The sequence below is a fragment of the Streptomyces sp. NPDC014733 genome, assembly GCF_043083385.1.
In the GTDB taxonomy this organism is placed as follows: domain Bacteria; phylum Actinomycetota; class Actinomycetes; order Streptomycetales; family Streptomycetaceae; genus Streptomyces.
Map to the genome: position 1 here is coordinate 317,791 of NZ_JBIBYO010000004.1, position 26,645 is coordinate 344,435.

Below are 26,645 nucleotides of genomic sequence, written 5' to 3' on the forward strand. Positions count from 1 at the left end.
TCCTCCCATGAACACCATGCTCGCCGGACGGCTGCACCTCGCCGACACCACCTTCCGCGTCGAAGAGGTGCCGGTGCCCGAACCGGGGCCCGGTGAGGTCCTGATCGAGGTCAAGGCCGCCGGGGTGTGTCTGTCCGACGTCCACCTCATCGACGGCAGCCTGAAGCCGTTCGTCCCCGCCGATGCGGTCACCCTCGGCCACGAGGTCGCCGGGGTGATCCACACCCTGGGGCCCGGACTCCTCGGCGACTGGGCCCCGGGCACGCGGGTGGCGCTCCAGGCGGGCCAGAGCTGCGGCCGGTGCCCGAACTGCGCGATGCGCCGCACCCCGTGCCTGAGCCCGCACACCCGCGGCGTCGACTACGACGGCGGCTGGGCGGCCTACGCCCTCGCCCGCGAGGACACCCTCGCTCCGATCCCCGACCACCTCCCGTTCGACCAGGCGGCGATCATCCCCGACGCCGTCTCCACCCCGTACGCCGCCGTCGTGGAGACCGGCGCGGTCCGCCCCGCGCAGGCCGTGGGCATCTGGGGCGCGGGCGGTCTGGGCGCCCACGGCATCCGCCTCGCCCGGCTCGCCGGGGCGGCACCGGTCATCGCCGTCGACCCGCTGCCCGGCGCCCGCGACCGCGCCCTCACCTTCGGCGCCGATCTCGCCCTGGACCCGGCCGACCCCGGCTTCGCCGCGGCCGTGCAGCGCGCCACCGGCGGCCGCGGGCTGGACACCGCGTTCGACTTCGCCGGGGTCCCGGCCGTCCGCGAACAGGCGGCCGCCGTCCTGCGCCGCGGCGGCGTCATGGTCCTGGCCGGGCTCACCCCGCACCCGCTCACCGTCACCGACGGCACCCGCTTCAGCTGGAACCGCAACGAGATCCGCGGCCACTACGGCTCCTCGCCGGTCCACGTCGAACAGCTCATCCGGCTGGCCTCGACCGGCCGCCTCGATCTGGGCCCGTCGATCACCGGCCATCTCCCGCTGGCCGACGCCGCAGAAGCGGTCCGCCGCCTGGAGCACAAGGAGGGCGACCCGATCCGGCTGATCCTGGTGCCGTAGGGACGCGGGCCGGACGCCCGCCCTCAGGCTTCGTCGGCCGCGGCTTTGCCCCGCGCGGCCGGCGAGGCACGTCGGCGGCGGTACACCACCGCCGCGCACGCCGCGGCGAGCAGGGCGGCGACCACCGCCACCCCGAGCGCCGTCCGCTCGGCGAACAGCCGGGTCACCACCTGCACGACGCCGACGCCGACCGTCGCGTAGAGCAGCGCCCAGCACGCCCCGCCCGCGAAGAGGGCGGGCAGATAGCGGGGCAGCGGCATCCGCATGGTCCCGGCGAGAAAATTGGCGGCGGTCTGGAACCCGATGGTCAGGAACGAGACCGCCACCACCGGCGCGCCCCACCGCTGGATCGCCCGCTCCGCCCGTACGAACCTGGCCGAGGACAGCCGCTCCGCGAACCGGCTGCGCCGCGCCCCGGCGGCGGCCAGCCACCCGACGGCAAAGGTCCCGCCGGCCCGCAGCAGGACGATGACGTACAGACCGGCGGCCGCGAGCACCACCTTCTCCACGACGCCTCCGCCTCACCGCCGGCCCGGCCCCGCGTCCTGCCGCGGCGGCCCCGGCTCCCGGCCCGACGCGGCACACCGCCACATCCGGGACTTCCCGATACGGCCCTGGCCAGGGCCATCCGACACCACCAGGGTACCGATCCCCCCACCGCCCTTTCCTGGTCTCGGCTACATCACGTCACCCGCCGCGAGCGCCCTCTCGGCACCGTCGATGAGCTCCTTGTACGTGAGGATCTCGACCCGGTTCAGATGCGAGGTGTGGATACGCAGCGCGTCGTTGATCTCTCTTTCGCCGATCTCCGGCTGGCTCAGCGGATGCCCGATGAGCACGAGTGCGTTCGCCCGACGGGTATCGATCCCGAACTCCGCGGAAATACGCTCCCGGTTCTCGTCCAGCCCGACCAGATAGTTGATGGCCTGCCCCACGGCGTCGTGCACTTCCCGCCGCGGAACCCAGGCACCCCGGTGTCCCTTGACCAATTTGACCGCCGCGGATTGTTTCAGCTCGACTATCTGGAGCGAGCCGTCCCCGCGGATCAACGGGATGTCGACCTCGTCCCCGGGAACCAGTCTTCTGCGCTGCGCCTCACCGATGAAACGCCCGCCGAACATCCAGTACATCCCCTTCAGCGCCTGCTGCAAGGCGTGCTCGGACGCGTTCGGGTCCTCGGCCACCCGGCGCAGTTCCCGCAGGTGAACGGCTCTGCGCTGCAATTCCGCCGCGCGGAGGACCGTCCTCCCGTCCTCGTCCGCCGCCAGCACGGAGAGGGCTTCCGGCGAGGACACGATGCGGCGGGCGGCTTTCGCCGGATCCACGATTTCCACGCGGTTGCTCAGCACCCGTTCCGTCCACGCCGAAAGCTCGGCGGCCCCGCGGGGAATGTGATAGCGCGCCGGATCTTCGACCGGAGCCTGCGTGAACCGGGCGTCCTGCCCCAGCTGCCGTATGTGCGCCATGACCTCTTCGAGAGCGGCTCCGGGATGTTCGGCGAGATATTTCCCGGCTTCCCCGCACCAGAATTCGTTCATCATGGTCACGGTCCTCGTGATGGACCTGAGACCCAGCCGGTCGCGCGGACCGCGATCCCCGTAATGCAGCCGGTACTTCTCCTCGTAGTCGGGTCTCAGCAGCCGACCTTCCGTGTAGTGGAGGGCGTCCTGCAAGGAGCGCACCACTTCCCATTCCTCCGCCCGCGCGGCCGAGGCCCGCGCGCCGCGAAGGAGCTCCGTGAGTGCCTTGCCGCCCTTCCGCCTTCCCCCGGTGCCGGACCGGACATGGCGCAGGGCAGCCGTGATCGCGTCCGTCACCGTCTCCGCCGTCGCGGCGGCGAGGATCTTTTCGAGGTGGATCTCCAGGGCCATGTCGGATCGTGTGTCCATGGGCGGAGTGTGGCCCACGGGTCTGACAATGCGTTCCGGCGGTGGGCGGGCAGCCGTCGGTCGGGCTGCCGTTCCGTGCCCGCACAACACGCCGAACGACGGAGTCCGGAAGAATTCGTCAAGTCTTGGAGCAGGCGTGAGCATCGCTTGACTCTGTCTTGAAAACTCCCATTCTCGCCCTCCCTACAGTGACGCGGGACCGTGCATACGACCCGAGTTGGGGGGCTCACACCATGGGTGGGGAATTCCGCACCGATCCCGACACGCTGTTCCACTACGCATCGCACACCGAACGGCAGAAGGAAGAGGTGCCCCGCATCGGGCGGGCGCTGGAGCACGTGGAGATCCCGTCGGGCGCCTTCGGCAAGCTGCCGGAATCCGACGAGCTGCACTCCTCGTACAACGAGCACGCCACCGCGGCGCAGCAGAACATCCACGACCTCGCCGATCTGCTGCAGGGCGTGGCCGAGGGGCTGCGGGCGACGGCGGGCGGTTACGTCCAGACCGAGTACGCCCAGCAGCAGACCTTCGGCGGTCACGGCGGGGGTGCGGCCGGATGACCGTCACCGACGCCTACGCGTGGGTCAACAAGGAGATCGAGAAGCTCCCCGACGTCGAGCAGATCCACAACAACGAGGAGCACGGCCTCGACTCCGGTCTCGACGACGCCATCCGGTGGTTCCTGGACAAGGTCGGGCTGATGGACAAGCTCGAAGAGGTCACCGGTATGCCGGCGCAGCTGACCGCGGCCGCCCAGGAGTGGAAGGCGCAGGGCGAGGCGCTGCACCGGGTGTCGGCGGAGCTGCGGTCGGGGGCGCGGCGGCTGCCCGAGCAGTGGGAGGGCGACGCCTCCGAGGGTTTCGGCCACAGCATGGGCAAGATCATCGACGCGTTGGACGACACCGGCAAGGACATGGGCAAGACCGCCCAGATCCTCAGCCAGGCCGCCAAGGAGAGCAAGTTCGCCGAGGACTCCATCGTCGCCATCATCCGTGAGGCGATCGAGTGGGCGGCGATGACGCTGGCCGCGATGGTGGTCACCGACATCCTCACCCTGGGGCTGGCCACGGTGGTCGACGGGCTGGTCGCCGAGGCCGAGGTCGCGGTCTTCCTCGCCCGGGTGGAGAAGGTCTCGGCGGAACTCGCCAAGACGCTGCGCGAGTTGATGAAGGCCGTCAAGGAGTTCAAGAGCGGCGCCAAGTCCTTCAACGAGGCGCGCAAGGCCGCGGGTACGCTGCGTAAATTGGGCGGCCCGATGGGCAAGGGGGCCTTCCGCAGCAAGGACTGGTGGGCCCACCACGTCGTGAGCGGGCAGATCGCCAAGCACGGCTCGAAGCCTCTGCTCAACGAGGCCACCGGACTCACCGGCGACTTCAAGACCCCGGCGGAGGATGCGATCAAGCACTTCGGCGGGGAGGCGCTGGACGACGAGGGCCCCAAGGAGCCCGAGCCGTACCACGTGCCCAAGCGCAGTATCGAGGACACCTTCGGCTGACCGCCCGGGCCGACGGGCAGAGGCCGGCTCCCGTGACGCGACGGCAACGTCGCAGCAGACCGAAGAGAGGGACATGCACCCCACCCCCCTGGTGCCGGAGCGGGACGGCTGGCTCGTGACGCACTGCGCGCCGTTCCTCGGCCCCGGCGAGACGCTGCGCGGGGCGCTGCCCGTCCGGCTCGATCCGCTCGCGCCGGACACCGTTCCGAAGGCCCACCGCAGGCCCAAGCCGGCGGCCGAGCAGCAGGCGCGGTTCACCGGATGGCAGCGGATCTTCCTGCCGGTGACGTTCGTGATGTGGCTGGTCTCGCTGCCCGCCGGTCTGCTGGAGGCCGGCGCCCGCCGCACCTGGCGCGGCTTCCGGCGGATCTTCCGCGGGCCGGTATGGGCCGGTGGCTGGGAGAGCGCGGCGGGCCGTTTCGTCGTCGATGCCCGCACCGGTACGGCGGAGGTCGCCGGGTACGACCACACGCGGCTGGCGCTGGCCGTCACCGACCGGCGGCTGCTGCTGCTGACCGAGCCGACGCTGCCGGAGCGGGAGGCGGCGCAGTTGCTCGGAGCCGTCCCGCACGGCGGCTACGGCCTGCGCCGGGAGCCGCACCCGCAGCGCCACCGGGGCCGGGTGGATCTGGCCTTCGCCGACGGTTCGTGGCTGGCGCTGGACGTGCCGGACCGGCGCCAGGTGCCGTGGCTCGGCGAGCTGTTGACGGCGGGGCGGCCGGGGTAGCGCCCCGCGGCGACGGGCAGCGGCAGGGGGGTCGCGCCCGTACGTCAGGGGGCTCGCGGGTCCGTGGTGTCAGCCGGGGAGCGTGAGGCGGAAGGTGGTCCGTCCGGGGCGGCTGGTGACGGTGGCGGTGCCGCCGTGGGCGGTGGCGACGGCGTGGACGATGGCGAGGCCCAGCCCGGTGCTGCCGGTGGTGCGGGAGCGGGCGTGGTCGGCGCGGACGAACCGGCCGAAGACCTCGGGCCGGTCCTCGTCGGGGATGCCCGGGCCGGTGTCGCTCACCGCGACGGAGACGCCGTCCGGCCCGGTGGTGAGGGCGACGGTCACCTCGGTGCCGGGCGGGGTGTGGGTGCGGGCGTTGGCGAGGAGGTTGCCGATGGCCTGCTGGAGGCGGTGGGCGTCGCCGGTCACGGTGACGGGTTCCTCGGGAAGGTCGAGGAACCAGTGGTGGCCGGGGCCCGCGGCGCGGGCGTCGTCCGTCGCGTTGAGGATCAGCAGGGTCAGGTCGACCGGCTCGTGTTCGAGGGGGCGCCCGGCGTCCAGGCGGGCGAGGAGCAGCAGATCGTCGACGAGGCGGGTCATCCGCTGCGATTCACCGTCGATACGTTCCAGGGCGTGCCGGACGTCGGCGGGGACGGGACCGCGGTGGCGCAGGGCCAGTTCGGCGTGGCCGCGGATGTTGGCGACGGGGGTGCGCAGTTCGTGGCTGGCGTCGGCGGCGAAGTGCCGCAGCCGCTCCTCGCTCGCGTGGCGGCGGGTGAGGGCGTCCTCGACATGGCCGAGCATGTGGTTGAGGGCCGTGCTGACCTGGCCGACCTCGGTACGGGCGTCGGCGTCCGGAAGCGGCCCCGGCATGGCGATCTCCCCGCTGGCGAGCGGCAGCCCGGCCACCTCCGCCGCACGGGTGGTGACGTTCCGCAGGGGGCGCAGGGAGATCCGTACCCACTGCGCCCCGGCGATGCCGGTGACCACGAGGGCGAGGCCGAAGAGGGTGGCCTCCACCGCTTCGAGGCGTTCCACGGTCTCCTCCACCGGGTGCAGGGGCAGGCCGGTGAGCAGCGTGTCCCGGTCGTCGCCGGAGACGGCGGTGACGCGGTAGGAGCCCAGGGCGGAGAGGCGGATGCTGTGTCCGTGTCCGTCGACGGGGACGTCCGCCAGGGCGCGGCGGTCCCCGGTGGTGAGGGCGAGGGGGTGGTCGGTGGCCTCGCGGACGACGGCCGCCTGGGTGACGGTGCCGTTCAGGAGGCGGGCGCCGAAGGTGGCGTCGGCCTGGCCCCGGGTGTCGGGGCGGTTGTCGGCGTCGGGCCTGGCCTCGTGTTCCAGGCTGGCGGCGAACCGGCCGCCGGACGCGGTGAGCTGCTCGTCCAGGCGCCCCAGGAGGAAGTCGCGCAGCGCGAGGGTGGTGATGGCGCCGACGGCGAGGCAGGCGAGGGCGAGCAGGGTGACGAGCCCGGCGGTGAGCTGGCCGCGCAGGGTGCGGGGCAGCAGCCGCCTCACGGTGCTTCCGGCTTGAGGACGTAGCCGACACCGCGCACCGTGTGGATCATCGGGGCGCGTCCGGCGTCGATCTTCTTGCGCAGATAGCTGATGTACAGCTCGACGATATGGGCGCGGCCACCGAAGTCGTAGGCCCAGACGCGATCGAGGATCTGGGCCTTGGACAGCACCCGGCGCGGATTGCGCATCAGGAAACGCAGCAGTTCGAACTCGGTGCGGGACAGGTCGACGGTGGTCTCCCCGCGGCGGACCTCCCGGGCCTCCTCGTCCATGGTGAGGTCCCCGACGACGAGCCGGTTCGTGCCCGGCCCGGCGGTCATCCCGGCCCGCCGGAGGAGCCCGCGGAGCCGGGCGAGGACCTCCTCCAGGCTGTACGGCTTGGTGACGTAGTCGTCGCCGCCCGCGGTGATACCGGCGATACGGTCCTCGACCGCGTCGCGGGCGGTCAGGAAGAGCACACAGAGGCCCGGCTCCGCACGGCGCAGCGCCCGCAGCACCTCCAGTCCGTTCAGATCGGGCAGCATCCGGTCCAGGACCACCGCGTCCGGGCGGAAGTCGCGGGCGGCGGCGAGCGCGCCCGCGCCGTCCGCGGCGGTCCGGACCTGCCAGCCCTCGCCGGTCATCGCCCCGGCCAGGACCTCGGTGACATCGGGCTCGTCGTCGACGACGAGGACCCGTACGGGATCTCCGTCGGGACGGAGCAGGGGCGGTGCGGTGCGCGGCTCGTTCATGGTCCCTTCAGCATGCCCCGGCGCCGGTCCCGGCGGGGCGAGGCCGTCCTCTGAGTTTCCTCTGAACCTGCGCCGGGACCGGCCGGCAGTGCTTTTTCAGAAGCTTTACAGAGCAGAAGCTGTGATGCTGGGCCGCCCATCGCCGGAACACGTCCGCCGGGAGGCTCCCGACGCTCACGGCTCGTGCAGGAGAAATCGGACTCCTGCCCGCGGCCACCGCTCCGCCATCGCAGGCGCCGCAGTACCCTGCCCGCCTCCCGCCCGGCCCGATCCCCGAACCCGAAGGAGCCCCCCGTGGGACTCGACCTGATCAACGGCCTCCCCGCGCACGTCCTCTTCGTGCATTTCGTCGTGGTCCTGGTACCCCTCACCGCCCTCGCGCTGATCCTGTGCGCCGCCCTCCCCTCGGTCATGCGCCGGATCGGGCTCGCCCTGCCGGTCCTCGCGCTCGTCTCGCTGATCAGCGTGCCGCTGACGACCAGCGCCGGCGAGTGGCTGGAGCGGCATGTGGAGAGCGACCCGCTGCTCCGCGCGCACACCGAGCTCGGCGACGAACTGCTCCCCTGGGCCCTCGCGCTCTTCGTGGTGGCCACGGCGGTGTGGTGGTTCTACCGCCGCGCCCACCGCGCCCCCGCACCGGCGGGCTCCAGCGGCGGGGTGGCCCTCCCGCTGCGCCTCACCGCCGCGGTGTTGTCCCTGGTCATCGGGGTCGGCGCGGGCGTTCAGGTCTACCGGATCGGCGACTCCGGTGCGAAGGCCGCCTGGCACGACGGCTTCTCCGCCAAGCGCTGACGGCTCCGCCTGCCCGGCAGCGGGGTGCGGCAGGCCCGGCACGTGGCGCCCTCGCCCCTCCGGGAATGCCCCGGAGGGGCGGCACGTTACCCCTGGGGGTATCGAGTGAGGAGTGGTCATGGAACTTGACCTGGCGGCAGCGGAGCTGAAGTCCGTGCTGAACCGGCTGCGGCGGGCGCAGGGGCAGATCTCCGGGGTGATCCGGATGATCGAGGAGGGCCGGGACTGCGAGGACGTCGTCACACAGCTGGCCGCCGCCTCCCGGGCCCTGGACCGGGCCGGATTCGCGATCATCGCCACCGGCCTCCAGCAGTGCCTGACCGACATGGAGAACGGCGACCGCTCCGGCGAGGACCCGGAGGAGATGCGCGCCCGGCTGGAGAAGCTGTTCCTCTCGCTCGCCTGACGGGACGCGCCGGGCGGGGGCTCGGCGGTCGGGGACGTCCGGGGCGGTCCGGGTCAGTCCGGGGACGCGCGCCCGGACGGTGTCCGCGCGGGCCCCGGCCCCGGCCTCGATCACACCGACGGGCACCCGGTCATCACCGTCTCCGCGCTGCTCCTGTCGCGCGACACTCCGCCCGGGGCGCCGGAACCTCCCCTGCCGGCCGTCCCCTCTGGGGTACATTCCGCCGCTGTGCCCGTCCCGTCCGGCTCGTCCGCGAGCCCCGAAGACCGGCACCGGCCCACGCCCGACCCCTTCACGAAGAGGCGATGACCATGTCCTACGACCGCACCGTGCGGCTGGCCGGCGGATTCGACGAGACCGTCACGGCCGTCCGTGAGGCGCTGGCAGCCCAGGGCTTCGGCGTGCTCACGGAGATCGATGTGCGCGCCACGCTGAAGGCCAAGCTCGACCACGAGATGGAGGACTATCTGATCCTCGGGGCCTGCAACCCTCCCCTGGCGCATCAGGCGCTGGAGGCCGACCGTTCCGTCGGGCTCCTGCTGCCCTGCAACGTCGTCGTCCGCGCCGACGGCGACCACGTCGTCGTCCAGGCCATCGACCCCGGCACCATGGTCACGCTCTCCGGCCTCGACGCCATGGTCCCCGTCGCCGAAGAGGCCACCCGCCGCCTCGACGCGGCCCTCGCCGCCCTCCGCGACGGCGGCGCCTGAGGGGACGGCGCCCCGCCGCCGGCCGGCCCGGCAGCGATCCGCCTTCCCCCGCGGACAACATTTCCGCGGACCACAGTTGACGGTGGTGCTATGGCTCCCCGGCACATATTTCTCCCCGGCCGCCTCGCCTAGGTTCGACAACCCCCAGGGCCGGCCGGGCCGTGGGTACGGGCGGTTCCCGGTCGGCGGAAGATTCCCCCCACACAAGGGAGCCGGTCATGTTCTCCGCACGCCCTCGGTGCCTCGCGACAGGTGCCGTTCTCGCAGCTTCCGCGCTGGTGGCGCTCGGCGTCCCGGTGGAGTCCGCCGCGGCGCAGCCGGTCAGCGGCTCACTCCAGCAGGTCACCGGTTTCGGTTCCAACCCGGGCAACCTGCGGATGTACACCTACGCCCCGCCCTCGCTGCCGAAGGGCGCGCCGGTGGTGGTCGCCCTGCACGGCTGTACGCAGAGCGCCGACGACTACTACAGCCACTCCGGCTGGCCGCAGCTGGCCGACCGGTACGGCTTCGCGGTCGTCTTCCCGCAGACCACCGCCGGCAACAACCCGCAGTCCTGCTTCCAGTGGTTCGACGCGAGCAAGAGCCTGCGGGACAAGGGAGAGGCCGCCTCGGTCAAGCAGATGGTGGACAAGGCCGTCGCCACGTACGGCTCCGACACCACCCGGGTGTTCGCCACGGGGCTCTCGGCCGGCGGCGGCATGACGGCGAACCTCCTCGCCGACTACCCGGATGTCTTCGCCGGTGGCGCCGTCAATTCGGGTCTGCCCGCGCAGTGCGCCACCAGCATCCTGGGCGCCAGCGGCTGCCAGCTGGCCGACCAGCATCTGTCGCCGGCCCAGTGGGGCGACAAGGTCCGCGCCTCGGCCCCCGGCCATCAGGGGAGTTGGCCGCGGGTGGCCATCTGGCAGGGCACCGCCGACCACACGGTCCTGCCCGTCAACGGCACCGAGCTGCGGGACCAGTGGACCGATGTCCACGGCGTGAGCAATCAGCCCACGGCCACCCGCCAACTGCCCGGCGACACGACCGAGACCACGTACGGCCCCGATGCGGACCGGCCCGATGTCGCGCTGTTCTCCGTCTCCGGGATGGGGCACGGCCTGGCCGTCGACCCCGGTACCGGCGACAGCCGATGCGGTGCCACCGGCGCCTACTTCCTCGACACGGTCTGCTCCTCCTACTACACCGCCAGGTTCTGGGGCCTGGACCGTTAGTAGCTCCCCCGGGGCGGGTGACCGCGCTCAGCCGTGCGGTGCGGCGACCGCGTGCAGGCGCAGGGCGAGGTGGAGTTCGAGGGCGCGTTCGGGGCTGTTCCAGCCGGTGCCGAGCAGATTCTGCACCCGGGCGAGGCGCTGGACGACGGTGTTGACGTGGACGTGGAGCAGGTCCTTGGCGCGGGTGAGGCTCTGGCCGGTGGCGAAGTACGCCTCCAGGGTGCGGACGAGTTCGGTGCCGCGCTCGGCGTCGTAGGCGAGCAGGGGGCCGAGGGTGGCGTCCACGAAGGTGCGGGTGTCGCGGCTCTCCCCCAGTACGACGCCGAGGAAGCCGAGTTCGCCGATGTCGGCCCCGTCGCCGGTGCGGCCGAGCGCGTGCAGTGCGCGCAGACAGCGGGCGGCCTCGGCGTGCGCCTCCACGACCGCGGTGAGACCGGACGCGGGACCGGCGGCGGCCACCGTGACCGGGGCGCCGACCGCGCGGCCCCACTGCCGGGCGAGGTCGCGGGCGAGTCGGCCCGGTTCGGCGGCGAGAGCGTCCGGGCCGTTCGCACCGTCCTTTCCTGCGAGTGACCAGAGGAGGACGAGAGAGCCGTGGTGCTCGGCGCTGACGGTGCCGGGGTGGTGGGTGAGGTGGGACAGGCTGGCCAGGTTGAGCCGTTCCCGGGCGCCCTGAGCGGTGTGCGCGACGAGGACGAGGTGCGGGCGGCGCAGATCGATACCGAGCCGGCGCCCCCGCTCGATCAGGGCACCGGGGTCCTGGCCGGGTGCGTCGAGAAGGTCGGCGACGAGGTTGCCGCGCAGCCGGTTCTCGGTCTCGGCGGCCCGGCGGCGCAACATCACGAGCAGTCCGGTGACGACGGAGGCCCGTTCGAACAGGCGCCGGTCGGTGTCCTCCAACGCGCGGTGGTCGTGCAGGACGAGCGTGGCCAGGATTTCCGGCCCGGCCAGCACCGCGCACACCCAGTGCCCCGACCGGTGCACGGCGCGCGCCACCTCCCGGGAGTCCTCCGACGCCGTCGGCAGCCAGTCGGCCACGGTGGCGTCGAGCGGGAAGGCCGCGCCGTGCTCGTCCGTCGCCGCGAGGAGCACGCCCTCCGGGTCGTGGAGGGAGATGGGGCCGTGCAGCAGGCGGGCGAGCGCGGTCGTGACCTGGGGTATGTCGCCGCCGCGCAGCACGAGGTCGGTGAGCCGGTCGTGGGCCTCCTCGGCGCGGTGCAGCGCCTCGGCCTGGCGGCGGACGGTCTCGTTGGCGGCGGCGAGTTCGTCCAGCGCCTGGCGGGTCTCGGCGATGCTGCTGGCCGTGTCGATGGCGACGGCGGCGTGGGTGGCCAGGGACTGCAGCAGGGCGATCTCGTCCTGGCTGAAGGACCGCGCCGCGCGGTCCGCGGCGAACAGCACCCCGACGACTTTGTGGGAGGAGTCGGTGCGCGACCCCAGGAGCAGGGGCACCCCGAGAATGGAGACCAGCCCCTCGTCCAGGACGCCCGCGTCGATGCTGCCGGTGTGGTGGAAGCGCGGGTCGATGCGGTAGTCGGGGGTGGCGTAGGGCCGGGCGGTCTGGGCGACGAGCCCGCCGAGGCCGTCGCCCAGGCCGAGGCGCAGCTGCTGGAACGCCGGTGAGACGGAGCCGTCGGTGACCCGCATGTAGGTGTCGCCGGCCATCTCGTCCGGCAGCGTCAGATAGGCGGTGTCGGTGCCCAGCAGGCTGCGGACGCGGTGGACGATGGCGCGCAGCACGGTGTCCAGGCCGGTGGCGGCGGCCAGATCGCCTGCGGTGTCGAACAGCGCGGTGAGTTCCTGTTCCCGGCGCCGGTGCTGGCGAAGGGTGGCGCGGATGCGCAGCGCCGTCCCGGCCGCCTGCTCCACCTCCCGCAGCGCCGCGGCGGGCACGCCCTCGGCGCGGGCCCGCTCCACCTGCGCGCCCAGTTCCTCGGCCGGGGCGCCGCTCTCCAGCAGTTCCAGCAGCGCGCGCAGGTACGGCGCGGCGGGGGGCGGCTCGTGCATGGGGACACCTGGGGTCGGCGGGCCGGACGGGCGTGGAGGGCAGCGGCAACTATAGACAGCCGCGCCCGGTGCCACGGGTGCCTCGCGCGGTCACGAGGCACCCATGGCGCCTACGCGGTGGGCGCGTCGGAGCGAGCGGCGGGCACAGCCGTGTCCACCGCCGGCGGCGCTCCCGCGTCGGTGTCGCCGACGGCGGCGAGGTCGCTGCCGCGCGTCTCCCGTGCCAGGAGCACGGCCAGCACCGTGATCACCGCGGCGGCCGTCACGTACAGCGCGATCGGCCCGGGACCGCCGTACGCGCCCAGGAGCGCCGTGGCGACCAGCGGGGCGGAGGCGCCCGCGGCGACGGAGGAGAGCTGGGCGCCGATGGACGCGCCGGAGTACCGGACCCGGGTGGCGAACAGCTCCGCGAAGAAAGCCGCCTGGGGTGCGTACATGGCGCTGTGGAAGACCAGTCCGACGACGACGGCGAGGGTCAGCGCGGCGAAGGACTTCGTATCGGCGAGCGCGAAGAAGGCCCACACCCAGATGCCGGTGCCGACGGCGCCGAACAGGTAGACCGGGCGGCGGCCGATGCGGTCGGAGACCGCGCCGAACAGCGGGATCAGGCAGAACTGCACGGCCGAGCCGATCAGTACGGCGTTGAGCGCGGTCTGCTCGGGGAGCTTCAGATGGCCGACGCAGTAGGCCAGGATGAACGCGGTGAGGATGTAGTAGGAGATGTTCTCCGCGATGCGGGCGCCCATCGCGACCAGGATGTCCCGCCAGTGGTGGCGCACCACGTCGATCATCGGCGCCCGTTCCTCGGCACCCGCCGAGCGGCGTTCCTCGGCCCGGGCCAGTGCCTCCTTGAACAACGGCGACTCGTCCACGCTCAGGCGCACCCACATGCCGACCAGGACGAGGACGCCGGAGGCGAGGAAGGCCACCCGCCACCCCCAGGTCTCGAACGCCTGGGAGGTGGTGGTGCCGGTGAGCAGGGCCAGGACGCCGACGGCGAGGAGGTTGCCGGCGGGGGCGCCGCCCTGCGGCCACGAGGCCCAGAAGCCGCGGTGCCGGGGGCTTCCGTGCTCGGACACGAGCAGCACCGCGCCGCCCCATTCGCCGCCGAGGGCGAAGCCCTGGAGCAGGCGCAGCAGGGTCAGCAGCACCGGTGCCGCCGCCCCGATGGCGTGGTAGCTCGGCACACAGCCGATCAGGACGGTGGCGCCGCCCATCATCAGCAGGCTGGTGACGAGGAGCTTCTTGCGCCCGATCCGGTCGCCGAAGTGGCCGAAGACCAGGGCGCCGACGGGGCGGGCCACGAAGCCGATGGCGTAGGTGAGGAAGGAGAGCAGGGTGCCGGTCAGCGGGTCGGAGTCGGGGAAGAACACCTTGCCGAACACGAGCGCGGCCGCGGAGCCGTAGAGGAAGTAGTCGTACCACTCCACGGTGGTGCCGACGAGGCTGGCCGCCACCACGCGGCCGAGGCGCGGGGGTCCGGGGGTCTGTCCGTTCACGGGTCGTCACCTTTTTGCGAGACGGCGGGGAGGCACGGGTGTGCGGAGGGCGCCGGAGGGTCTCCGGCGGCGGGCGGACGGGGTCAGCGGGCGGTCCAGCCGCCGTCCATGACCAGGTCGGTTCCGGTGACGGAGGCGGCGTACGGGGTGCACAGCCACAGCACCGCCCGGGCCACCTCGTCGGGTTCGACCAGCCGCTTGACGGCGCTGCGTTCGAGAAGGACCCCGCTCATGACGTCCTCCTCCGGGATGCCGTGGGCGGCGGCCTGCTGGCTGATCTGCCGTTCGACCAGCGGGGTGCGCACATAGCCGGGATTGACGCAGTTGCTGGTGACGCCGTACCCGGCGCCTTCCAGCGCGGTCACCTTGCTCAGCCCCTGGAGCGCGTGCTTGGCCGTGACGTAGGCGCTCTTGTACGGGCTGGCGCGCAGTCCGTGCACGGAGGAGATGTTGACCACCCGGCCCCACCCCCGCGCGTACATGCCCGGCAGCGTGCGGTGCAGGATCCGGAACGGCGCCTCGACCATGACCCGCTGCATCCGGGCGAAGCGGTCGGGGTCGAACTCGGTGATCGGGGCGACGTGTTGCAGACCCGCGTTGTTGACCACGATGTCGGCGTCGGCGGGCAGTTCGGCCACCGCCGCCGGGTCGGCGAGGTCCACCACGTGGACGGTGCCGCCGATCTGCGCCGCGGTCCGCGCGGCGGCCTCCCCGTCGATATCGGCCACCCGGACGTGGGCGCCCGACGCGGCCAACGCCAGCGCGCACGCCCGGCCGATCCCGCTCGCCGCGCCCGTGACCAGGGCCGTCCTGCCGTGCAGCGACCCGGGTACGGCAGCCGGCTCGGGGCCGGTCGCGGGCTCGCCCCGGACCCGGGTCGTTTCGTGTGTCTGAACCATGCCGTTCACCGTAGGAGCGGCCGCGGCACCGGCCCATGGCTGCCGGAACCACAAGCGGACCCCGGAAGGTGGTGCTTCGACCCATGGAACACCCGGCGGCCGGGAGTTTTACTTGACGCCTTCGGGAGCCGTCGGACGCACACCGTCCGCGGGCGGTACCGGGCCACGGTTCCGCGCGGGGAGCGGCGGCCTCCTGCCCGACCGCCGGACGCCGCCGTCCGCCCGCCCCCTGACCGTTCTCCAGGAGCCCACCGATGCGCCCTGCTCTGCGCCGGTTCGCCCTCGCGGGCCTCGCCCTCGCCGCCTGCACCACCGGCCTCACACCCGCCCACGCCCGCGCCGCCGACGCCCCCGCCTGTACCCGGGCCGCGCGGGTCACGGTGCCGGGCGCCGCCCACGAGCGTCGTGCCTGTCTGCCGGACCTGACCACCGCGGCGCTCGCCGGCACCCCGTACACCGACACCGCGGACCAGGCCGGTCTCGCCGCCAAGGGCACCCGGAACCCCACCGGCGTGCCCGGTGTCCAGATCGACGGCTACTTCCCCGACACCTCCCGCACCAACGCCGAGCACGGCTGGCACCACGACGCGCAGTTCGTCCTGCGGCTGCCCACCCACTGGAACGGCGGCCTCGTGGTCACCGGCGCGCCCGGCAACCGCACCCAGTACGCCACCGACGCCCTCATCTCGGACTACGTACTGGCCGCCGGTTATGCCTACGCCGCCACCGACAAGGGCAACACCGGCCCCGACTTCTACCGGGACGGCCGGCGCCCCGGCGACGCCGTCGCCGAGTGGAACCGGCGCACCACCCAACTCACCCGCGCCGCCCGCACCACGGTCCACCGTTACTACGGACGGCCCGTACGCCGCACCGTCATGACCGGGATCTCCAACGGCGGCTACCTCACCCGCTGGCAGCTCGAACACCACCCCGAGCTGTACGACGGGGGCGTCGACTGGGAGGGCACCCTGTGGACCTCCCGGGGCCCGAACCCGCTGACCTCGCTGCCGACCGCCGTCGCCTGGAGCACGGGCACGGCCACCGACGACGACATGTACCGCGCGGGGTTCGCCCGCGGCTCCGCGTTCCTGTGGCCGTACCACCGCAGCACCTACTGGGGACTGACCCAGAAGGCGTACCGGGCCGCCGTCGACCCCGGTTACGACCCGCGGTGCCCCGGTGCGAGTGCGGGATCGACGCCCGAGCAGATCCTCGCGCCGTGCCCGTCCGACGCCCGCTACGACTACGCCGCCCGCCCCTCGGCGGTGCAGGCCGCGGTCGACCGGATCGCGCTGACCGGCGCGCTCACCCGGCCCCTGATCACCCTGCACGGCACGCTGGACACGCTGCTGCCCAAGAGCGCCGATTCCGACGTCTACCAACGCATGGTGGCCCGCTCCGGCCGCGCCGGCCTGCACCGCTACTACGCCGTCGCCGGCGGCAACCACGTCGACGGGCTCTACGACACCTTCCCGCACTGCCTGCGCCCCGTACTGCCCTGCTACCGCAGCTCCTTCGACGCCCTCATCACCTGGCTCGACCACGGCACCCCGCCGCCCCCGAACCACACCGTCCCCCGGACGCCCCACACCGACCTCGTCAACACCTGCTCCCTGCGGTGACACCGAACGGGTGCACCGCACGCGGCCCCACGGCGCGACCCCGGCACCCCGCGGCAACTCCACGCCGACGCACGGGACTTGCACGACCACGCCCGTCACCGCCCCCGCCCCGTACGCGCGGGAACACGGTCCGCGACAAGAAAAGTACTTCCGCCGCCCCGCGCCCCTCTCTACCCTCCCGTTCTCATGACAACGGAACACGCCCAGCAGCCCGAGGGCCGCGACGGACACAGCCGCAGACGCTTCCTGACGGCGACCGGCGGGGTGGTCGCAGGAGTCGTCGGCGGGGCGGCGCCCGGCGTCGCGGGGGCCGCGGGCAGCGCGGCCGCGGCCCCCGCCGGCAAGCGCGTCGCCGTCCTCGGCGGCGGGGTGTCCGGCCTCAGCGCCGCCCATGAACTCGCCGAACGCGGCTACGCGGTCACGGTCTACGAGTACTACGACGTCCTGGGCGGCAAGGCCCGTTCGATGGACGTCCCCGGGACCGCGGCGGACGGCCGCCGACCGCTCCCCGGCGAACACGGCTTCCGCTTCTTCCCCGGCTTCTACCGGAACCTGCCGGACACCATGCGCCGCATCCCCTTCCCCGGCAACGCGAACGGCGTCCACGGCAACCTCCGCAACAGTACGGAGGCGCTCTTCGCCCGCGGCTCGGGCCGCCCGGACCTGCACTTCCCGCTCCGCCGGGTCACCACCCCGCCCGCCCTCGACGACCTCACCCCGTCCTGGCTCCGCGACCAGATCCTCTCGGTGCTGGACCTCGCCACCCACCTGCCCGCCCACGAGGCCGCCTACTTCGCCAACCGCCTCCTGGTCCACCTCACCAGCTGCGACGCCCGCCGCGAGGGCCAGTGGGAGAAGGTCACCTGGTGGGACTTCATCCGGGCCGGTGAGATGAGCCGCGAGTACCAGGTCCTCCTCGGCATCGGCCAGACCCGCAACCTCGTCGCCACCCGCGCCGAGATCGCCTCCACCCGCACCGTCGGCCGCGTCATCATCGAGGCGCTCCTCCTGTGGGGCCTGCTCGGCCGCGGCATGGACGGTGACGCGGACATCGACCGGGTGCTCAACGCCCCGACCAGCGAGGCCTGGATCGACCCCTGGGAGGCGTATCTGCGCGACCGGGGCGTCGAGTTCGTCCTCGGCACCGAGGTCCACGAGGTGCTGTACGACGGCGGCCGGGTGACCGGCGTCCGGGTCGCGGCACGCGACGGCGGCCGGCCGCGCACCGTCACCGCCGACCACTACGTCTCCGCCCTCCCCGTCGAGCACGCCCGCCCCACCTGGGGCCCGGCCCTGCGCGCCGCCGACCCGCAGCTCGGCCGGTGCGACGCACTGAAGACGGACTGGATGACCGGCGTGATGTTCTATCTGCGCACCCCCACCCCCGTCGTGCACGGCCACATCAACTGCCTCGACTCCCCCTGGGCCGTCACCGCGATCGGCCAGGCGCAGTTCTGGGACGGCCGGGACTTCGCACGCGACTACGGCGACGGCCGGGCCCGTGAATGCCTGTCCACGATCATCTCCGAGTGGGACAAGCCCGGCATCCTCTACGGCAAGACCGCCCGCGCGTGCACCAAGGACGAGATCGTCGCCGAACTGTGGGCCCAGCTGAAGGACGGCCTCAACGACTCCGGCAAGACGACCCTCCGGGACGAGGACCGGCTCGGCTGGTTCATGGACCCGGCGGTGACAGACCTCGGCGGCCCCCACCCCCGCAACCGCGAACAACTCCTCATCCACCCCACCGGAACCCTCTACCACCGCCCGTCGGCGAAGACGGCGGTGCCGAACTTCTTCCTCGCCGGCGACTACGTCCGTACGGATGTGGACCTGGCGACCATGGAGGGCGCCAACGAGTCCGCCCGCCGCGCCGTCAACGCCCTCCTGGACGCCGACGCCTCCCCCGCCGAGCGGTGCCGCATCCGGGAGCTGTACCGCCCGCCGGAGCTGGAGCCCCTCAAACGCATCGACGAGGCCCGGTACCGGCTGGGGCTGCCCAATACGTTCGATCTCGGGTGAGAGCCGGTACGGGGGCGGGCGGAGGGCCGGCACCGGGCCTGGGCGGAGGGCCGGATCGCGGGTCGCCCCGCCCTCCTCGCCGACGCCGACCGCTGCACTGTGGACCCATCGCAGCTCTCCGCCCGCCGTCCTCACCGTCGTGGCAGCAGCGCCGCCGAGCCCAGCGCCGTGATCGTGATGAGCCCGGCGGCGAGCAGCAGGCTCTCCCGCATCCCGGCCGCGAAGTCGCCCGCGAGCAGCGTGCCGAAGCAGGAGACCGCCCGCGGCGAGAAGTAGTTGAAGTGGGCGGTTACCCCAGACCGGGGAGCGCAGCACGAGAGGGGAACCACCCCACGTCCTGTGAGGCGGCGAGCCGGAGAGCGGACTGCCCGGGAGCAGCCTCCGCCCGGCCCGGCGGTCCTGCTTCGGCCGGCTGGCAGCTACGTCAACGGCCGAGCGGGTCGCGCACCTCGGAGAGGCATTCCGCCGGCGCCGTCCACGCTCCGTTCGGCACTGTCTGCAGCACGCACTTGGTAGGCGCTGTCGTCTGGGTTCCGGTAGTTCGGGGCACGTTCCGGAGCAGATCTGGGTCCAGGCGCAGCGCCTGCTCGCTGGGACTGCACGGCGGGTAGGGCAGTGGAATCGGTGGCGGAACCGACCCCCACGGGTCCTGCATGAGGCGACAGGACGAGGAGACGTTCTCCATCCGCCAGGCTGACACCGGAGACCTCGCCGACGCTCGCGCCTGCCCTCCGGGGATGCAGCCGAGGTCCAGGTGCCCGCTCGCAGAGCCCGGAGAAATGGCGCCAACGCCTCGGCAGACGATTTCGGTCAGCCCAGAAGGCTCAGCCGGACCTCCCGAAGCCGGTCGTGGGCGCCTTGTCCGCCGAACTCCGCTGGGACCAATCAGAACATTCCCATACGCCGGCACCGAGCGTGACAGGACCCGCAAGGGGGCGGCGGCAGCACAGCCCCAAGAGCCGACCGGAGCAGATTCATCGCCGCTCCAGATGCGGCGCCAGGTGGTGCAGGCGCGTGTGATAGTCGGGGTGCGAGGACAGGAGCTTGCCAGAAAGGCTGCGCCTGCCGCCGCGAACGGCGCTTCCCGGGTCAGCCCCAGCCGTCTTGCCGCACCCGGACAGAGCAGTCGCCGTCGCATGCCCGCCCTCTCGTTCCTCTGCCTGCATCATGTGCAACACCTCGGCGAGCATCGGTCCGAACCCGGCCGCCACCGCATGGTGATCCGCCCTCAGTTCGGTCCGACGGGTCACGGCGGCGAGGAGATACGGAGCCGCCACCAGCGTCAGGGTGAGGAACCAGTACTCCCACGCCACCGCCAGCCCGGCGGCTCCCACCGCAAGGAGCAGGGCTGCCACCCAGAAACTCATGCGCTCACGGACCAGGACAGCGACGAGCCGGATCAGCCCCCGCACGGCGGCCCACGCAAATCGCCCCGGAAGCGCGTACCACTGCCCAAGGATCAAGGACCACGCGTGACCACGGACGTGGTGCCCCAGCTCATGAGCGAGGACGGCGGCGAGCTGGCCATCAGACAGACGCTCCAGTGAAAGGCGGGTGACGCCCACGATGTGCCCCGCCGCGGCCAGGGCGTTGAGGTGATCGCTGTCTTCAATCCACAGCTCGTAGGCGCGGCCCTCCACACCTGTCCGCGCCGTCACTTCCCGCCACAGCGGTTCCAGTCGGCTTAGCTCCCCGGGGGTGGGGTGACGGAGGTTCAGCAGATGCCGGGCCAGAACTCTCTCGGTCGGCCGGTGAAACGCCATGGTGCCTGAAGCGAGCCAGAGCAGGATCCCCAACCAGTGCACGCCGGGGAACAGGAGGCGGGAGAGTGTCGCCACGATCACCAGCCCGGCGAGAAACAAGGGTAACTGCAGCAGCAGTTGACCCACAGCCGTGGTGTCGACGCCCCGCTGCCGCTTGGCGAGGTGCACACGCCCACGACGTCCGAGCCCCTCTTGCATCGCGCTCTTCCCGGGACCGGACTGCTGTTCCGGCTGCCGGGCGGAGTGTGCGGCCTCGGGCGCTGTCTCGCTGCCTGGGTACGGCGGTGGAGGCGGAGTCTTCTCCTCCGGTCCGTACGGAGGCGGGAAGGGTACGGCACCCGGATAGGCCGGAGCTCCTGGTAGCGAAATGCCACCGGGGTGGGTGGCGTCGAAGGGAATGGTCATGAGAGGTTCCTGTCTCGGCAACGGCCGGATCGTGACGGTGAGAAGAAGCCGGTCGGCGCGGGCGCGTTCAGCCGACGAGCCACGCGAGAGGCAGAAACACCACGCCCGCGCAGTAGGCAGCCAGACCGGTGCGGATCCATCGGTGTTTCGCACCGACGATGCGACTGTTCTGGGCCAGCGCCTCCAGTACTCCTTCGGTCTGGTGTGTCTCGGTGACGGCGAGGGCCTCGGCGAGCCGACCGCCCTCCGCGGCACGGCGGATGTCGTCGAAATAGGTCAACGGCCGCCCCGGAGACCACCGACTGCTGCTATACCGGGGCAGAACGGCGAGGAGCAGGCACCCCAGTGCGCCGGCCAGAGCTGCCATGGCCACCCACACCAGCACGCTCCCCGGCACGGAGAGCCCGGACAGAGACCAGCCGCGGGCCCCGAGCAGACTCACCGTCATGCTCATGACCCCCAGAAGCAGCGAGGCCTTGCTGTCCGCACGAGCCGTCTCGGAGCGCAGCTCCGTGAGCAGACGGGGCCCCACCGTCGCCGTTCGCACACCACCGCTGCTCATCGCCCCTCCTCAACACCGGCGGCGGACGACCTGTCCCGCTGCTTGCCGAATTCCACCGAGGCGGCCGTGGCCCCGCCCCAGGTCAAAGGTTCCGGCGCGGGAGAGCCAGAGGCGATGCCGGGCAAAGTGCGCGCGAGGAGCCCCTCCAGGATCTCCACGGCCTGCTTGTTCAGGCCGGCGCGCTGGTAATCCTCGGGATTCCCCTCTTTCAGCACCTGGAGGGCCGCCTGCGACTGGCTCCGGATCAGCTCAAGTTGGTCCCTCTGCAAGCTCTCCACGACCATCCGGGAATCCTCGGGGTGCTGCGCCAGGTGCAGGGCCCACATCGCCACGCCGCCGTGCTGGAGGTGGTACTCGTAGTAGTGGACCTTCTGCCGCTCCAGCTCCCTGACTGCCTCATCCTGGCGGCCCTGCAGCATGACCAGTTCGTGAGCTTGCCGGGCCTGCTCCGCCTCCCGCTCCGCTCTGAGCCGGTCCTCCCGCATCGCCACATCATGGGACAGCCCCAGCTGTTCGTCGCTGTACCGGATCCGGCGGAGCTCCCGCTGGTGCCCGATCGCCGCGTCGTCCGGCCTGAGCCGCACGGCGTACGACGTGCGCAGCCCTGCCTGCTCCCCCACATCGCCCGCCCTGGCGAGAACTTGATACACGGCACGTTCGGCGTCCGCGCTCCGGTCGAGCGGGAAACCGCGGCTGACCGGGTACAGCAGCTGTTCCAGCCGGCGCCTCAGGAAAGCGGGCACGTCGCGTTCTCCACCGGCCACGAACTCTTGCGGCCGGGACACCTGCCAGGTCAGCTCCACCTCGGCGGTGAAGTCGAAGGCGTCGTTGTCGCTGGGCAGCAGCAGCGACGCGGTACAGGCATGCACCCCCATGTCCACTTCGTACACCGCGGTGTACCGCTTCGCGGCGAACAGGGAGCGGGTCGGCCGGTGGGGCGGCAGGTAGACCTCGAACTCCCCTTTGTCCGTGGTGAACACCAGCGCGTTGTCGATCCGGCTGTACCCTCTTCGGTGGTCGAACCGGGACAACTGGCGCACGGTCAAAACCGGGTCGACCAACTCGCTGTGCCGGTCCGCGCCCTGGTCCCAGTCGGGTTCGCGACCGAGTTCCACCATGGCTTCCCTCTCCTCACTCAGTGTTGTTCCGGGACTTCACGGTCCGTGACCGCAGACCGGAGACGGCCCCTCACAGCACGTCCCTCAGACGGTCGGCAACCGCGGGCGGGGCATCCGCGCCCCCGCGGCGACGACGCAGAGTAGCGAGCATGTGATCGAGACGCTTGCGGTCCTCATCGCAGCCGACCAGCGCCGGAAGCAGCATCGCCAGTTCCTGCTCGGCCTGCGGATCTCCGTCCGCCTCCAAGGCCCAGACGGCCAGCGCCTTCAACGCGTCGGCGGTGTACCCCAGGTCGCCCAGGGCGGTCCGCCACAGCAGGGACAGCTGCTGCGCGTCCTCGGCCGGCCCCGCCGAGGCGGCCTCCGCGTACCACCGCAGCATCAGCCGGCTGTCGGCGCGCGCGCAGGCCAGGACGAATGCGTGCAGCGCCAGACGGCGGCCGGAAGGGCCGTCCCGGCTGATGTCGGACAGGCCCCGCAGCACCCGGCTGCGCACCGGCCCCGATTCATCGCTCAGCAGCAGCGCGGCGGACTCGGCGATGTGCTGCGCCTCCTGCTCGTCCTCCCCGGTGCGAGCAGCTTCCGCCAACGCGTTCAACGCTTCGTCCGGCATCCTGGCGCCTACCAGGGCGTAGGCCCGGATGGCAGTCCACCGGAGCCGTGGTCCGGCTTCCTCGTCGCACCAGGAGCGCAGAATCTGCGGGATGTTCGGGGCACCGATGGCGTGCGCCGTGGCAAGGGCGTTGGCGGCGACGAGGCAGTCGCGGTACACCTTCGACTTCGCCCAGCCCTCGATGAGCAGTGCCATTGCCGACGGCAGGTCGGTCTGGGCGAGCACCGCGGCCGTCACTGCCGCGCGGGTACGCACCAGCGGCCGTCCGTCCTGTGCGAGCTTCCGGAGCCACGCGAGCAGCGCAGGCCGCGCGGAGGGGTGACACGTCCAGACCTCGCGGAGGACCTCTGCAGAGGTTCTGGGCTCCTGGAAGCGGGCCATGCGCTGGAACACAGGGCCCCACTCGGTGTGCTCCTCCTTCCGGTACTCGACGGCTCGGGCCAGGCGCAGGCGTTTGGTGATGGACGTCCCGAAGATGCCGACCCGAGGCCCCCTCTCGGCGTCCTCGGTTCTCTGGAACTCTGCGTACAGGGTGTCGCTGAGCTCCGCGGTCAGGGCATAGGCGGTTTCGTCGAACGCCGACAGGGAGATGAGAAACGCCCTGTCCCGGAGAAGGGTCTCGTCATCCCCGAACCATTCCCTGACCTGCTCTCGAACCAGCTCCGGGCCGACGGCCGCGAGTGTCTCCCGAGTGATCGTGCCGTCCGCGTGCCCGGCCAATGCCTTCGCGAACTGCGCTGCCTCCCGCAGTTGGTGGTCGTCCCGGTCGAGAAATTCCCGGGAGAGGTCCAGTGCCAGCAGTTCGCACTCCCTTCGTGGATCACCCACCAAGGCGTGCAGATGTGACCGGAGCACGGCCTGGGGCGATGGCGGCTGCCACCGGACGGGGTCGACGCCCCGCAGGGTCGCGAAGAGGTCGACGGTGATGACCAGATAGGCCTTCTTCTCCCGAAGGACATCGCGCACGGCCCACAGGTCGATGTCGCGCAGCGGGTTCTCCCTGCTCGTCACCAGATCGCTGACGAGGTAGCCGTGCTGATCGCCGTTGATCTCGTCCTTCAGCGCGGTCGGGCGGGTGTTGGGATCGATGGCGCGTACGGGCACTGCGTCCAGGGAGCGCAGCAGCATCAGGGCGGCACTGTGACGGCCGGTGAAGGGCGCGCCGTGCAGGACGAGGACCCGCTCCTTCCGCAGCCGGTCGCACAGAGGGTGCACCAGTTCCTCGTATCCGGCGAACTCCAGTGCCAGCTGGTCAAGTTCGGCAGGAGGGATGTTTCCGGAGGTGTGCGTGGTGGCGCCGAAGCGGTAGTGGTGCTCCACCTTCGTGCCGAGGACGACATCACCTCCTACGCTGCCCCCGCTGACCCCGGTCTGATCGCCGCCGACGAGGCTGCCGCCGACCGCGGCCGGGACGTGTTCGTACAGATCGCGTCGGGCCGCCCAGGGGTCCTGCGGGCGGTCATTCTCCGTTTCGGTGTGCTCGTCGCTCGTCTGCTCCTGTTTCCCGTCCGCCGGGCCGGTGTCGCCCTGGGGACGACCCGATGGCTGGTCACCGGACTGCTCGCTCATGCCTGCTCGCTCCGGCCCTCGTGCCGGACCGTGCCCATGATGACGGCGCCTGTGACGTGGCCGCCGCTGACCCCGGTCTGTCCGCCGTTGACCTGGCTTCCGCCGACCGACACCGTTCCGCCGTTGAAGGCGAATGCCGCACCACTGCTTGCAGGCGCCCGCTCGGGCGCCGCCGGAGGCTGCCCGGCGGCTCCCTCGTGCGCACCGCTGCCGCTGCGCCCGGCGGACGCCGACTCGGGTGCAGGGGCGGTGGTGCCGTCCGGCAGGGCCCCGTGCAACCAGAGGTCGAGCCGGTCCTTCTTCACGGACACCGCCGCATGGTGAAACTCCTCCGGGCGCAGTCCGCGGTGTCCGTGGCGAACGACGCCTTCGTAGACGGGGGACGACACCCCCAGCACACAGTCCGCTTCCTGTTGTGCGAGCGCCTCGCGCAGTGCGTCGGCGTCGAGCAGCCTGCAGGACTGGTTGAGGTCGTGACCGATGAGCCCGCCCACCGTGCCCTGCTTCGGGTCGAAGGCGACCTCTCCTGCGGCCAGTATCATCCGCAACCGCATCTGCGCACTGCTCGATGCCAGCCGGTTGTACTGGCCCAACGCATCCGGAACGGTCGTCAACAGGGCCCGGAGCAGCACCGTTTTCGGAATGTCGGCACTGACCAGCACGATCAGACCGTCTCCGCGGTCCTCTCGGTACTGCATGTTCCGCTCGACACCCGCCGCGGCCAGAGTGTCCTCCACCACGTTGTGCAGTTCTCGGCGCAAGAAGGCCTGCACCACATTGTCCCGTCGGCTGAAGTCCTCGATGTCCAGCAGCAGAATGGTGCGGTTGACGGGTTCTGTCAGGACCAGGGTCATGGGTGCCTCTCGGACAGTCGGGCTCGGTCCGGAGCACTATCTCGTGGGGGTCTGACAACGGAGTAGGAACGCCTGCACACAGCGTCTGTAACCGATGGCACACAACCCGCCCTCGCGGCAGGCCCGTCGGCTACTCGCCGCCCCCTATCCGGCGCAGCTGCTCCGGACGGATGATCACCAGTCCTCTGCGGCCGGTCCGGACAACATTGCGTTCCCTCAGTTCCTTCAGGAGCCTGGCCACCGCCTCGCGAGAGGCCCCGACCGCGCCTGCCAGCTCATGCTGGCTCAGGCCGCTGGTCAGGCGCACCCCCTCCGCGTCCTGCACCCCGTGTGTGCGCGACAGCTCCAGGAGCAGGAGCGACAACCGTTCACGGACTCCGAGTGCGCCTTGCTCCACACGCCGTCGGTCGCTGGCCTGTGTCCGGTCTCCGATAAGGCTGAGCAACTGGAGAGACGAGGCCGGGAATTCCGCGAGATGATCCAGGAACCGGCCGCGCTCGATCGTGACGGCCTCAACCTTCCCGAGTGCGGTGACCGTCGCCGAGCGTGGGCGGCCACTGACTGCGGAGGCCTCCCCGACGACGTCGCCCGGACCTCGCAGGGCGAGCAGCGCCTCGTAACCGCTGATTGTGGAGCGGGTGACCTTGGTCCAGCCGACGAGGATGATCACCACGTGGGTGGACGGTTCGTCCTGATGCACCAGTACGGACCGCGGCCTGTACTTCATGGGCCGCCCCAGCTCCAGCAGTGCGACACGTTCCTGGTGTTCCAACCGGGCCAGGAAGGGAACCTGGTCGTCGAGCCTGCCGGTTCGTAACGGTGTCATGGGTCTGCGCACCGCGGAAACGGCCGCTGACCCCTGCTGTTCCGGCTCAGGACCGACCACGCCGTCGGCTTCCACCTGCACTCCCCCCAAGGCCAGTTCGCTCCATGCTGTTTCAGGGGGCCCTCCCCCTCACTCTGTGCATCCAGCGTATGACACACGGGACAGAGCACCCCTGTTGCATGCTTACCCGGGTGCCGCCACAGGCCCGCACCTGGAAGGCATGACGCCTCCGCCGGCTACCCGGAACACTGCAGGCCCGGAACTGAGTTCCGGGCCTGCCTGGTGGAGCGCTCCTGGCTCAGCTGGTCTCGCAGCTGCCCTGCTCGGTCCCGGTCGGCGTACGGCAGCTGGCCGTACGCCGACCGGATCCT

At 71.9% G+C, this 26,645-nt stretch carries 23 protein-coding genes and 1 pseudogene; 10 read left to right on the plus strand and 14 right to left on the minus strand.

Going from position 1 to position 26,645, the window contains the following annotated elements:
* Positions 1 to 7: 7 nt before the first annotated feature.
* On the plus strand, positions 8 to 1,054 hold the full coding sequence (locus ACF1BH_RS12590) for a zinc-binding dehydrogenase (protein WP_391642444.1): 1,047 nt from the start codon (positions 8 to 10) through the stop codon (positions 1,052 to 1,054).
* 23 nt (positions 1,055 to 1,077) lie between these two features.
* Here ACF1BH_RS12590 and ACF1BH_RS12595 read toward each other — a convergent pair whose 3' ends face one another.
* Both ACF1BH_RS12595 and ACF1BH_RS12600 read right to left on the minus strand, forming a co-directional pair.
* Positions 1,078 to 1,563, minus strand: coding sequence for a DedA family protein (locus ACF1BH_RS12595; protein ID WP_391642445.1), 486 nt, complete (start codon positions 1,561 to 1,563; stop codon positions 1,078 to 1,080).
* Positions 1,564 to 1,731: 168 nt separating this feature from the next.
* Complete coding sequence (locus ACF1BH_RS12600) at positions 1,732 to 2,943, minus strand: Shedu anti-phage system protein SduA domain-containing protein (RefSeq protein ID WP_391642446.1); 1,212 nt, start codon at positions 2,941 to 2,943, stop codon at positions 1,732 to 1,734.
* Between the two features lie 233 nt (positions 2,944 to 3,176).
* On the opposite strand from ACF1BH_RS12600, the gene ACF1BH_RS12605 reads away from it, so the two are divergent.
* The 3 genes from ACF1BH_RS12605 (at position 3,177) to ACF1BH_RS12615 (ending at position 5,165) form a co-directional block, all read left to right on the plus strand.
* Positions 3,177 to 3,503: a hypothetical protein gene (locus tag ACF1BH_RS12605; RefSeq protein ID WP_391642447.1), complete on the plus strand. Its 327-nt coding sequence runs from the start codon at positions 3,177 to 3,179 to the stop codon at positions 3,501 to 3,503.
* Entirely contained in the window at positions 3,500 to 4,438 is a 939-nt protein-coding gene (locus ACF1BH_RS12610; RefSeq protein WP_391642448.1) for a WXG100 family type VII secretion target, read from the plus strand. Before ACF1BH_RS12605 ends, ACF1BH_RS12610 begins: the two co-directional genes overlap by 4 nt.
* A gap of 73 nt (positions 4,439 to 4,511) precedes the next feature.
* Entirely contained in the window at positions 4,512 to 5,165 is a 654-nt protein-coding gene (locus ACF1BH_RS12615) for a hypothetical protein (protein ID WP_391642449.1), read from the plus strand.
* Positions 5,166 to 5,234: 69 nt separating this feature from the next.
* Here ACF1BH_RS12615 and ACF1BH_RS12620 read toward each other — a convergent pair whose 3' ends face one another.
* Entirely contained in the window at positions 5,235 to 6,659 is a 1,425-nt protein-coding gene (locus ACF1BH_RS12620) for a sensor histidine kinase (RefSeq protein ID WP_391642450.1), read from the minus strand.
* The gene (locus ACF1BH_RS12625; protein ID WP_391642451.1) at positions 6,656 to 7,390 is read right to left on the minus strand and encodes a response regulator transcription factor; all 735 of its coding nucleotides are present in this window, start codon (positions 7,388 to 7,390) and stop codon (positions 6,656 to 6,658) included. Before ACF1BH_RS12625 ends, ACF1BH_RS12620 begins: the two co-directional genes overlap by 4 nt.
* Positions 7,391 to 7,684: 294 nt before the next feature.
* Between ACF1BH_RS12625 and ACF1BH_RS12630 the strand changes: the two genes are divergently transcribed.
* The 4 genes and pseudogenes from ACF1BH_RS12630 to ACF1BH_RS12645 all read left to right on the plus strand — a co-directional run.
* Positions 7,685 to 8,182, plus strand: a complete 498-nt coding sequence (locus ACF1BH_RS12630) for a DUF2231 domain-containing protein (RefSeq protein ID WP_391642452.1) — start codon at positions 7,685 to 7,687, stop codon at positions 8,180 to 8,182.
* 118 nt (positions 8,183 to 8,300) lie between these two features.
* Positions 8,301 to 8,588 carry a metal-sensitive transcriptional regulator gene (locus ACF1BH_RS12635; protein ID WP_391642453.1) on the plus strand — a complete coding sequence of 96 codons (288 nt, stop codon included), beginning with the start codon at positions 8,301 to 8,303 and terminating at the stop codon, positions 8,586 to 8,588.
* 311 nt (positions 8,589 to 8,899) lie between these two features.
* Entirely contained in the window at positions 8,900 to 9,298 is a 399-nt protein-coding gene (locus ACF1BH_RS12640; RefSeq protein ID WP_391642658.1) for a DUF302 domain-containing protein, read from the plus strand.
* Between the two features lie 218 nt (positions 9,299 to 9,516).
* Positions 9,517 to 10,509: pseudogene (locus tag ACF1BH_RS12645) on the plus strand (alpha/beta hydrolase family esterase); the annotation flags it as partial.
* Between the two features lie 30 nt (positions 10,510 to 10,539).
* Here the strand turns inward: ACF1BH_RS12645 and ACF1BH_RS12650 are convergent.
* The 3 genes from ACF1BH_RS12650 to ACF1BH_RS12660 form a co-directional block, all read right to left on the minus strand.
* Positions 10,540 to 12,519: a helix-turn-helix domain-containing protein gene (locus ACF1BH_RS12650; protein WP_391642454.1), complete on the minus strand. Its 1,980-nt coding sequence runs from the start codon at positions 12,517 to 12,519 to the stop codon at positions 10,540 to 10,542.
* Positions 12,520 to 12,629: 110 nt separating this feature from the next.
* Positions 12,630 to 14,018 carry an MFS transporter gene (locus ACF1BH_RS12655; RefSeq protein WP_391642455.1) on the minus strand — a complete coding sequence of 463 codons (1,389 nt, stop codon included), beginning with the start codon at positions 14,016 to 14,018 and terminating at the stop codon, positions 12,630 to 12,632.
* An 83-nt stretch (positions 14,019 to 14,101) separates the two neighbouring features.
* On the minus strand, positions 14,102 to 14,917 hold the full coding sequence (locus ACF1BH_RS12660; protein WP_391642456.1) for a 3-hydroxybutyrate dehydrogenase: 816 nt from the start codon (positions 14,915 to 14,917) through the stop codon (positions 14,102 to 14,104).
* 254 nt (positions 14,918 to 15,171) lie between these two features.
* Between ACF1BH_RS12660 and ACF1BH_RS12665 the strand changes: the two genes are divergently transcribed.
* Positions 15,172 to 16,542: a tannase/feruloyl esterase family alpha/beta hydrolase gene (locus tag ACF1BH_RS12665; protein WP_391642457.1), complete on the plus strand. Its 1,371-nt coding sequence runs from the start codon at positions 15,172 to 15,174 to the stop codon at positions 16,540 to 16,542.
* A gap of 186 nt (positions 16,543 to 16,728) precedes the next feature.
* Complete coding sequence (locus tag ACF1BH_RS12670) at positions 16,729 to 18,564, plus strand: FAD-dependent oxidoreductase (RefSeq protein WP_391642458.1); 1,836 nt, start codon at positions 16,729 to 16,731, stop codon at positions 18,562 to 18,564.
* A gap of 131 nt (positions 18,565 to 18,695) precedes the next feature.
* On the opposite strand, the gene ACF1BH_RS12675 is transcribed toward ACF1BH_RS12670, so the two are convergent.
* The 7 genes from ACF1BH_RS12675 to ACF1BH_RS12705 form a co-directional block, all read right to left on the minus strand.
* Entirely contained in the window at positions 18,696 to 18,893 is a 198-nt protein-coding gene (locus ACF1BH_RS12675) for a hypothetical protein (RefSeq protein ID WP_391642459.1), read from the minus strand.
* A gap of 645 nt (positions 18,894 to 19,538) precedes the next feature.
* Positions 19,539 to 20,495, minus strand: a complete 957-nt coding sequence (locus tag ACF1BH_RS12680; protein WP_391642460.1) for a M48 family metalloprotease — start codon at positions 20,493 to 20,495, stop codon at positions 19,539 to 19,541.
* 304 nt (positions 20,496 to 20,799) lie between these two features.
* Positions 20,800 to 21,294 carry a Pycsar system effector family protein gene (locus ACF1BH_RS12685; protein WP_391642461.1) on the minus strand — a complete coding sequence of 165 codons (495 nt, stop codon included), beginning with the start codon at positions 21,292 to 21,294 and terminating at the stop codon, positions 20,800 to 20,802.
* The gene (locus ACF1BH_RS12690) at positions 21,291 to 22,412 is read right to left on the minus strand and encodes a PE-PGRS family protein (protein WP_391642462.1); all 1,122 of its coding nucleotides are present in this window, start codon (positions 22,410 to 22,412) and stop codon (positions 21,291 to 21,293) included. The genes ACF1BH_RS12685 and ACF1BH_RS12690 overlap by 4 nt, the downstream gene beginning before the upstream one ends.
* A 70-nt stretch (positions 22,413 to 22,482) precedes the next feature.
* Complete coding sequence (locus tag ACF1BH_RS12695; protein ID WP_391642463.1) at positions 22,483 to 24,594, minus strand: hypothetical protein; 2,112 nt, start codon at positions 24,592 to 24,594, stop codon at positions 22,483 to 22,485.
* Positions 24,591 to 25,448, minus strand: a complete 858-nt coding sequence (locus ACF1BH_RS12700; protein WP_391642464.1) for a hypothetical protein — start codon at positions 25,446 to 25,448, stop codon at positions 24,591 to 24,593. Before ACF1BH_RS12700 ends, ACF1BH_RS12695 begins: the two co-directional genes overlap by 4 nt.
* Positions 25,449 to 25,578: 130 nt before the next feature.
* Positions 25,579 to 26,274 carry a Crp/Fnr family transcriptional regulator gene (locus tag ACF1BH_RS12705; protein ID WP_391642659.1) on the minus strand — a complete coding sequence of 232 codons (696 nt, stop codon included), beginning with the start codon at positions 26,272 to 26,274 and terminating at the stop codon, positions 25,579 to 25,581.
* Positions 26,275 to 26,645: the final 371 nt, after the last annotated feature.

Excerpts from the sequence above, each read along its gene's own strand:
- ACF1BH_RS12705 (WP_391642659.1), bottom strand. The coding sequence starts at position 26,274 with ATGACACCGTTACGAACCGGCAGGCTCGACGACCAGGTTCCCTTCCTG.
- ACF1BH_RS12640 (WP_391642658.1), top strand. The coding sequence starts at position 8,900 with ATGTCCTACGACCGCACCGTGCGGCTGGCCGGCGGATTCGACGAGACC.
- ACF1BH_RS12700 (WP_391642464.1), bottom strand. The coding sequence starts at position 25,448 with ATGACCCTGGTCCTGACAGAACCCGTCAACCGCACCATTCTGCTGCTG.
- ACF1BH_RS12590 (WP_391642444.1), top strand. The coding sequence starts at position 8 with ATGAACACCATGCTCGCCGGACGGCTGCACCTCGCCGACACCACCTTC.
- ACF1BH_RS12610 (WP_391642448.1), top strand. The coding sequence starts at position 3,500 with ATGACCGTCACCGACGCCTACGCGTGGGTCAACAAGGAGATCGAGAAG.
- ACF1BH_RS12650 (WP_391642454.1), bottom strand. The coding sequence starts at position 12,519 with ATGCACGAGCCGCCCCCCGCCGCGCCGTACCTGCGCGCGCTGCTGGAA.
- ACF1BH_RS12600 (WP_391642446.1), bottom strand. The coding sequence starts at position 2,943 with ATGGACACACGATCCGACATGGCCCTGGAGATCCACCTCGAAAAGATC.
- ACF1BH_RS12695 (WP_391642463.1), bottom strand. The coding sequence starts at position 24,594 with ATGAGCGAGCAGTCCGGTGACCAGCCATCGGGTCGTCCCCAGGGCGAC.
- ACF1BH_RS12665 (WP_391642457.1), top strand. The coding sequence starts at position 15,172 with ATGCGCCCTGCTCTGCGCCGGTTCGCCCTCGCGGGCCTCGCCCTCGCC.
- ACF1BH_RS12660 (WP_391642456.1), bottom strand. The coding sequence starts at position 14,917 with ATGGTTCAGACACACGAAACGACCCGGGTCCGGGGCGAGCCCGCGACC.
- ACF1BH_RS12690 (WP_391642462.1), bottom strand. The coding sequence starts at position 22,412 with ATGGTGGAACTCGGTCGCGAACCCGACTGGGACCAGGGCGCGGACCGG.
- ACF1BH_RS12635 (WP_391642453.1), top strand. The coding sequence starts at position 8,301 with ATGGAACTTGACCTGGCGGCAGCGGAGCTGAAGTCCGTGCTGAACCGG.
- ACF1BH_RS12615 (WP_391642449.1), top strand. The coding sequence starts at position 4,512 with ATGCACCCCACCCCCCTGGTGCCGGAGCGGGACGGCTGGCTCGTGACG.
- ACF1BH_RS12670 (WP_391642458.1), top strand. The coding sequence starts at position 16,729 with ATGACAACGGAACACGCCCAGCAGCCCGAGGGCCGCGACGGACACAGC.
- ACF1BH_RS12685 (WP_391642461.1), bottom strand. The coding sequence starts at position 21,294 with ATGAGCAGCGGTGGTGTGCGAACGGCGACGGTGGGGCCCCGTCTGCTC.
- ACF1BH_RS12605 (WP_391642447.1), top strand. The coding sequence starts at position 3,177 with ATGGGTGGGGAATTCCGCACCGATCCCGACACGCTGTTCCACTACGCA.
- ACF1BH_RS12625 (WP_391642451.1), bottom strand. The coding sequence starts at position 7,390 with ATGAACGAGCCGCGCACCGCACCGCCCCTGCTCCGTCCCGACGGAGAT.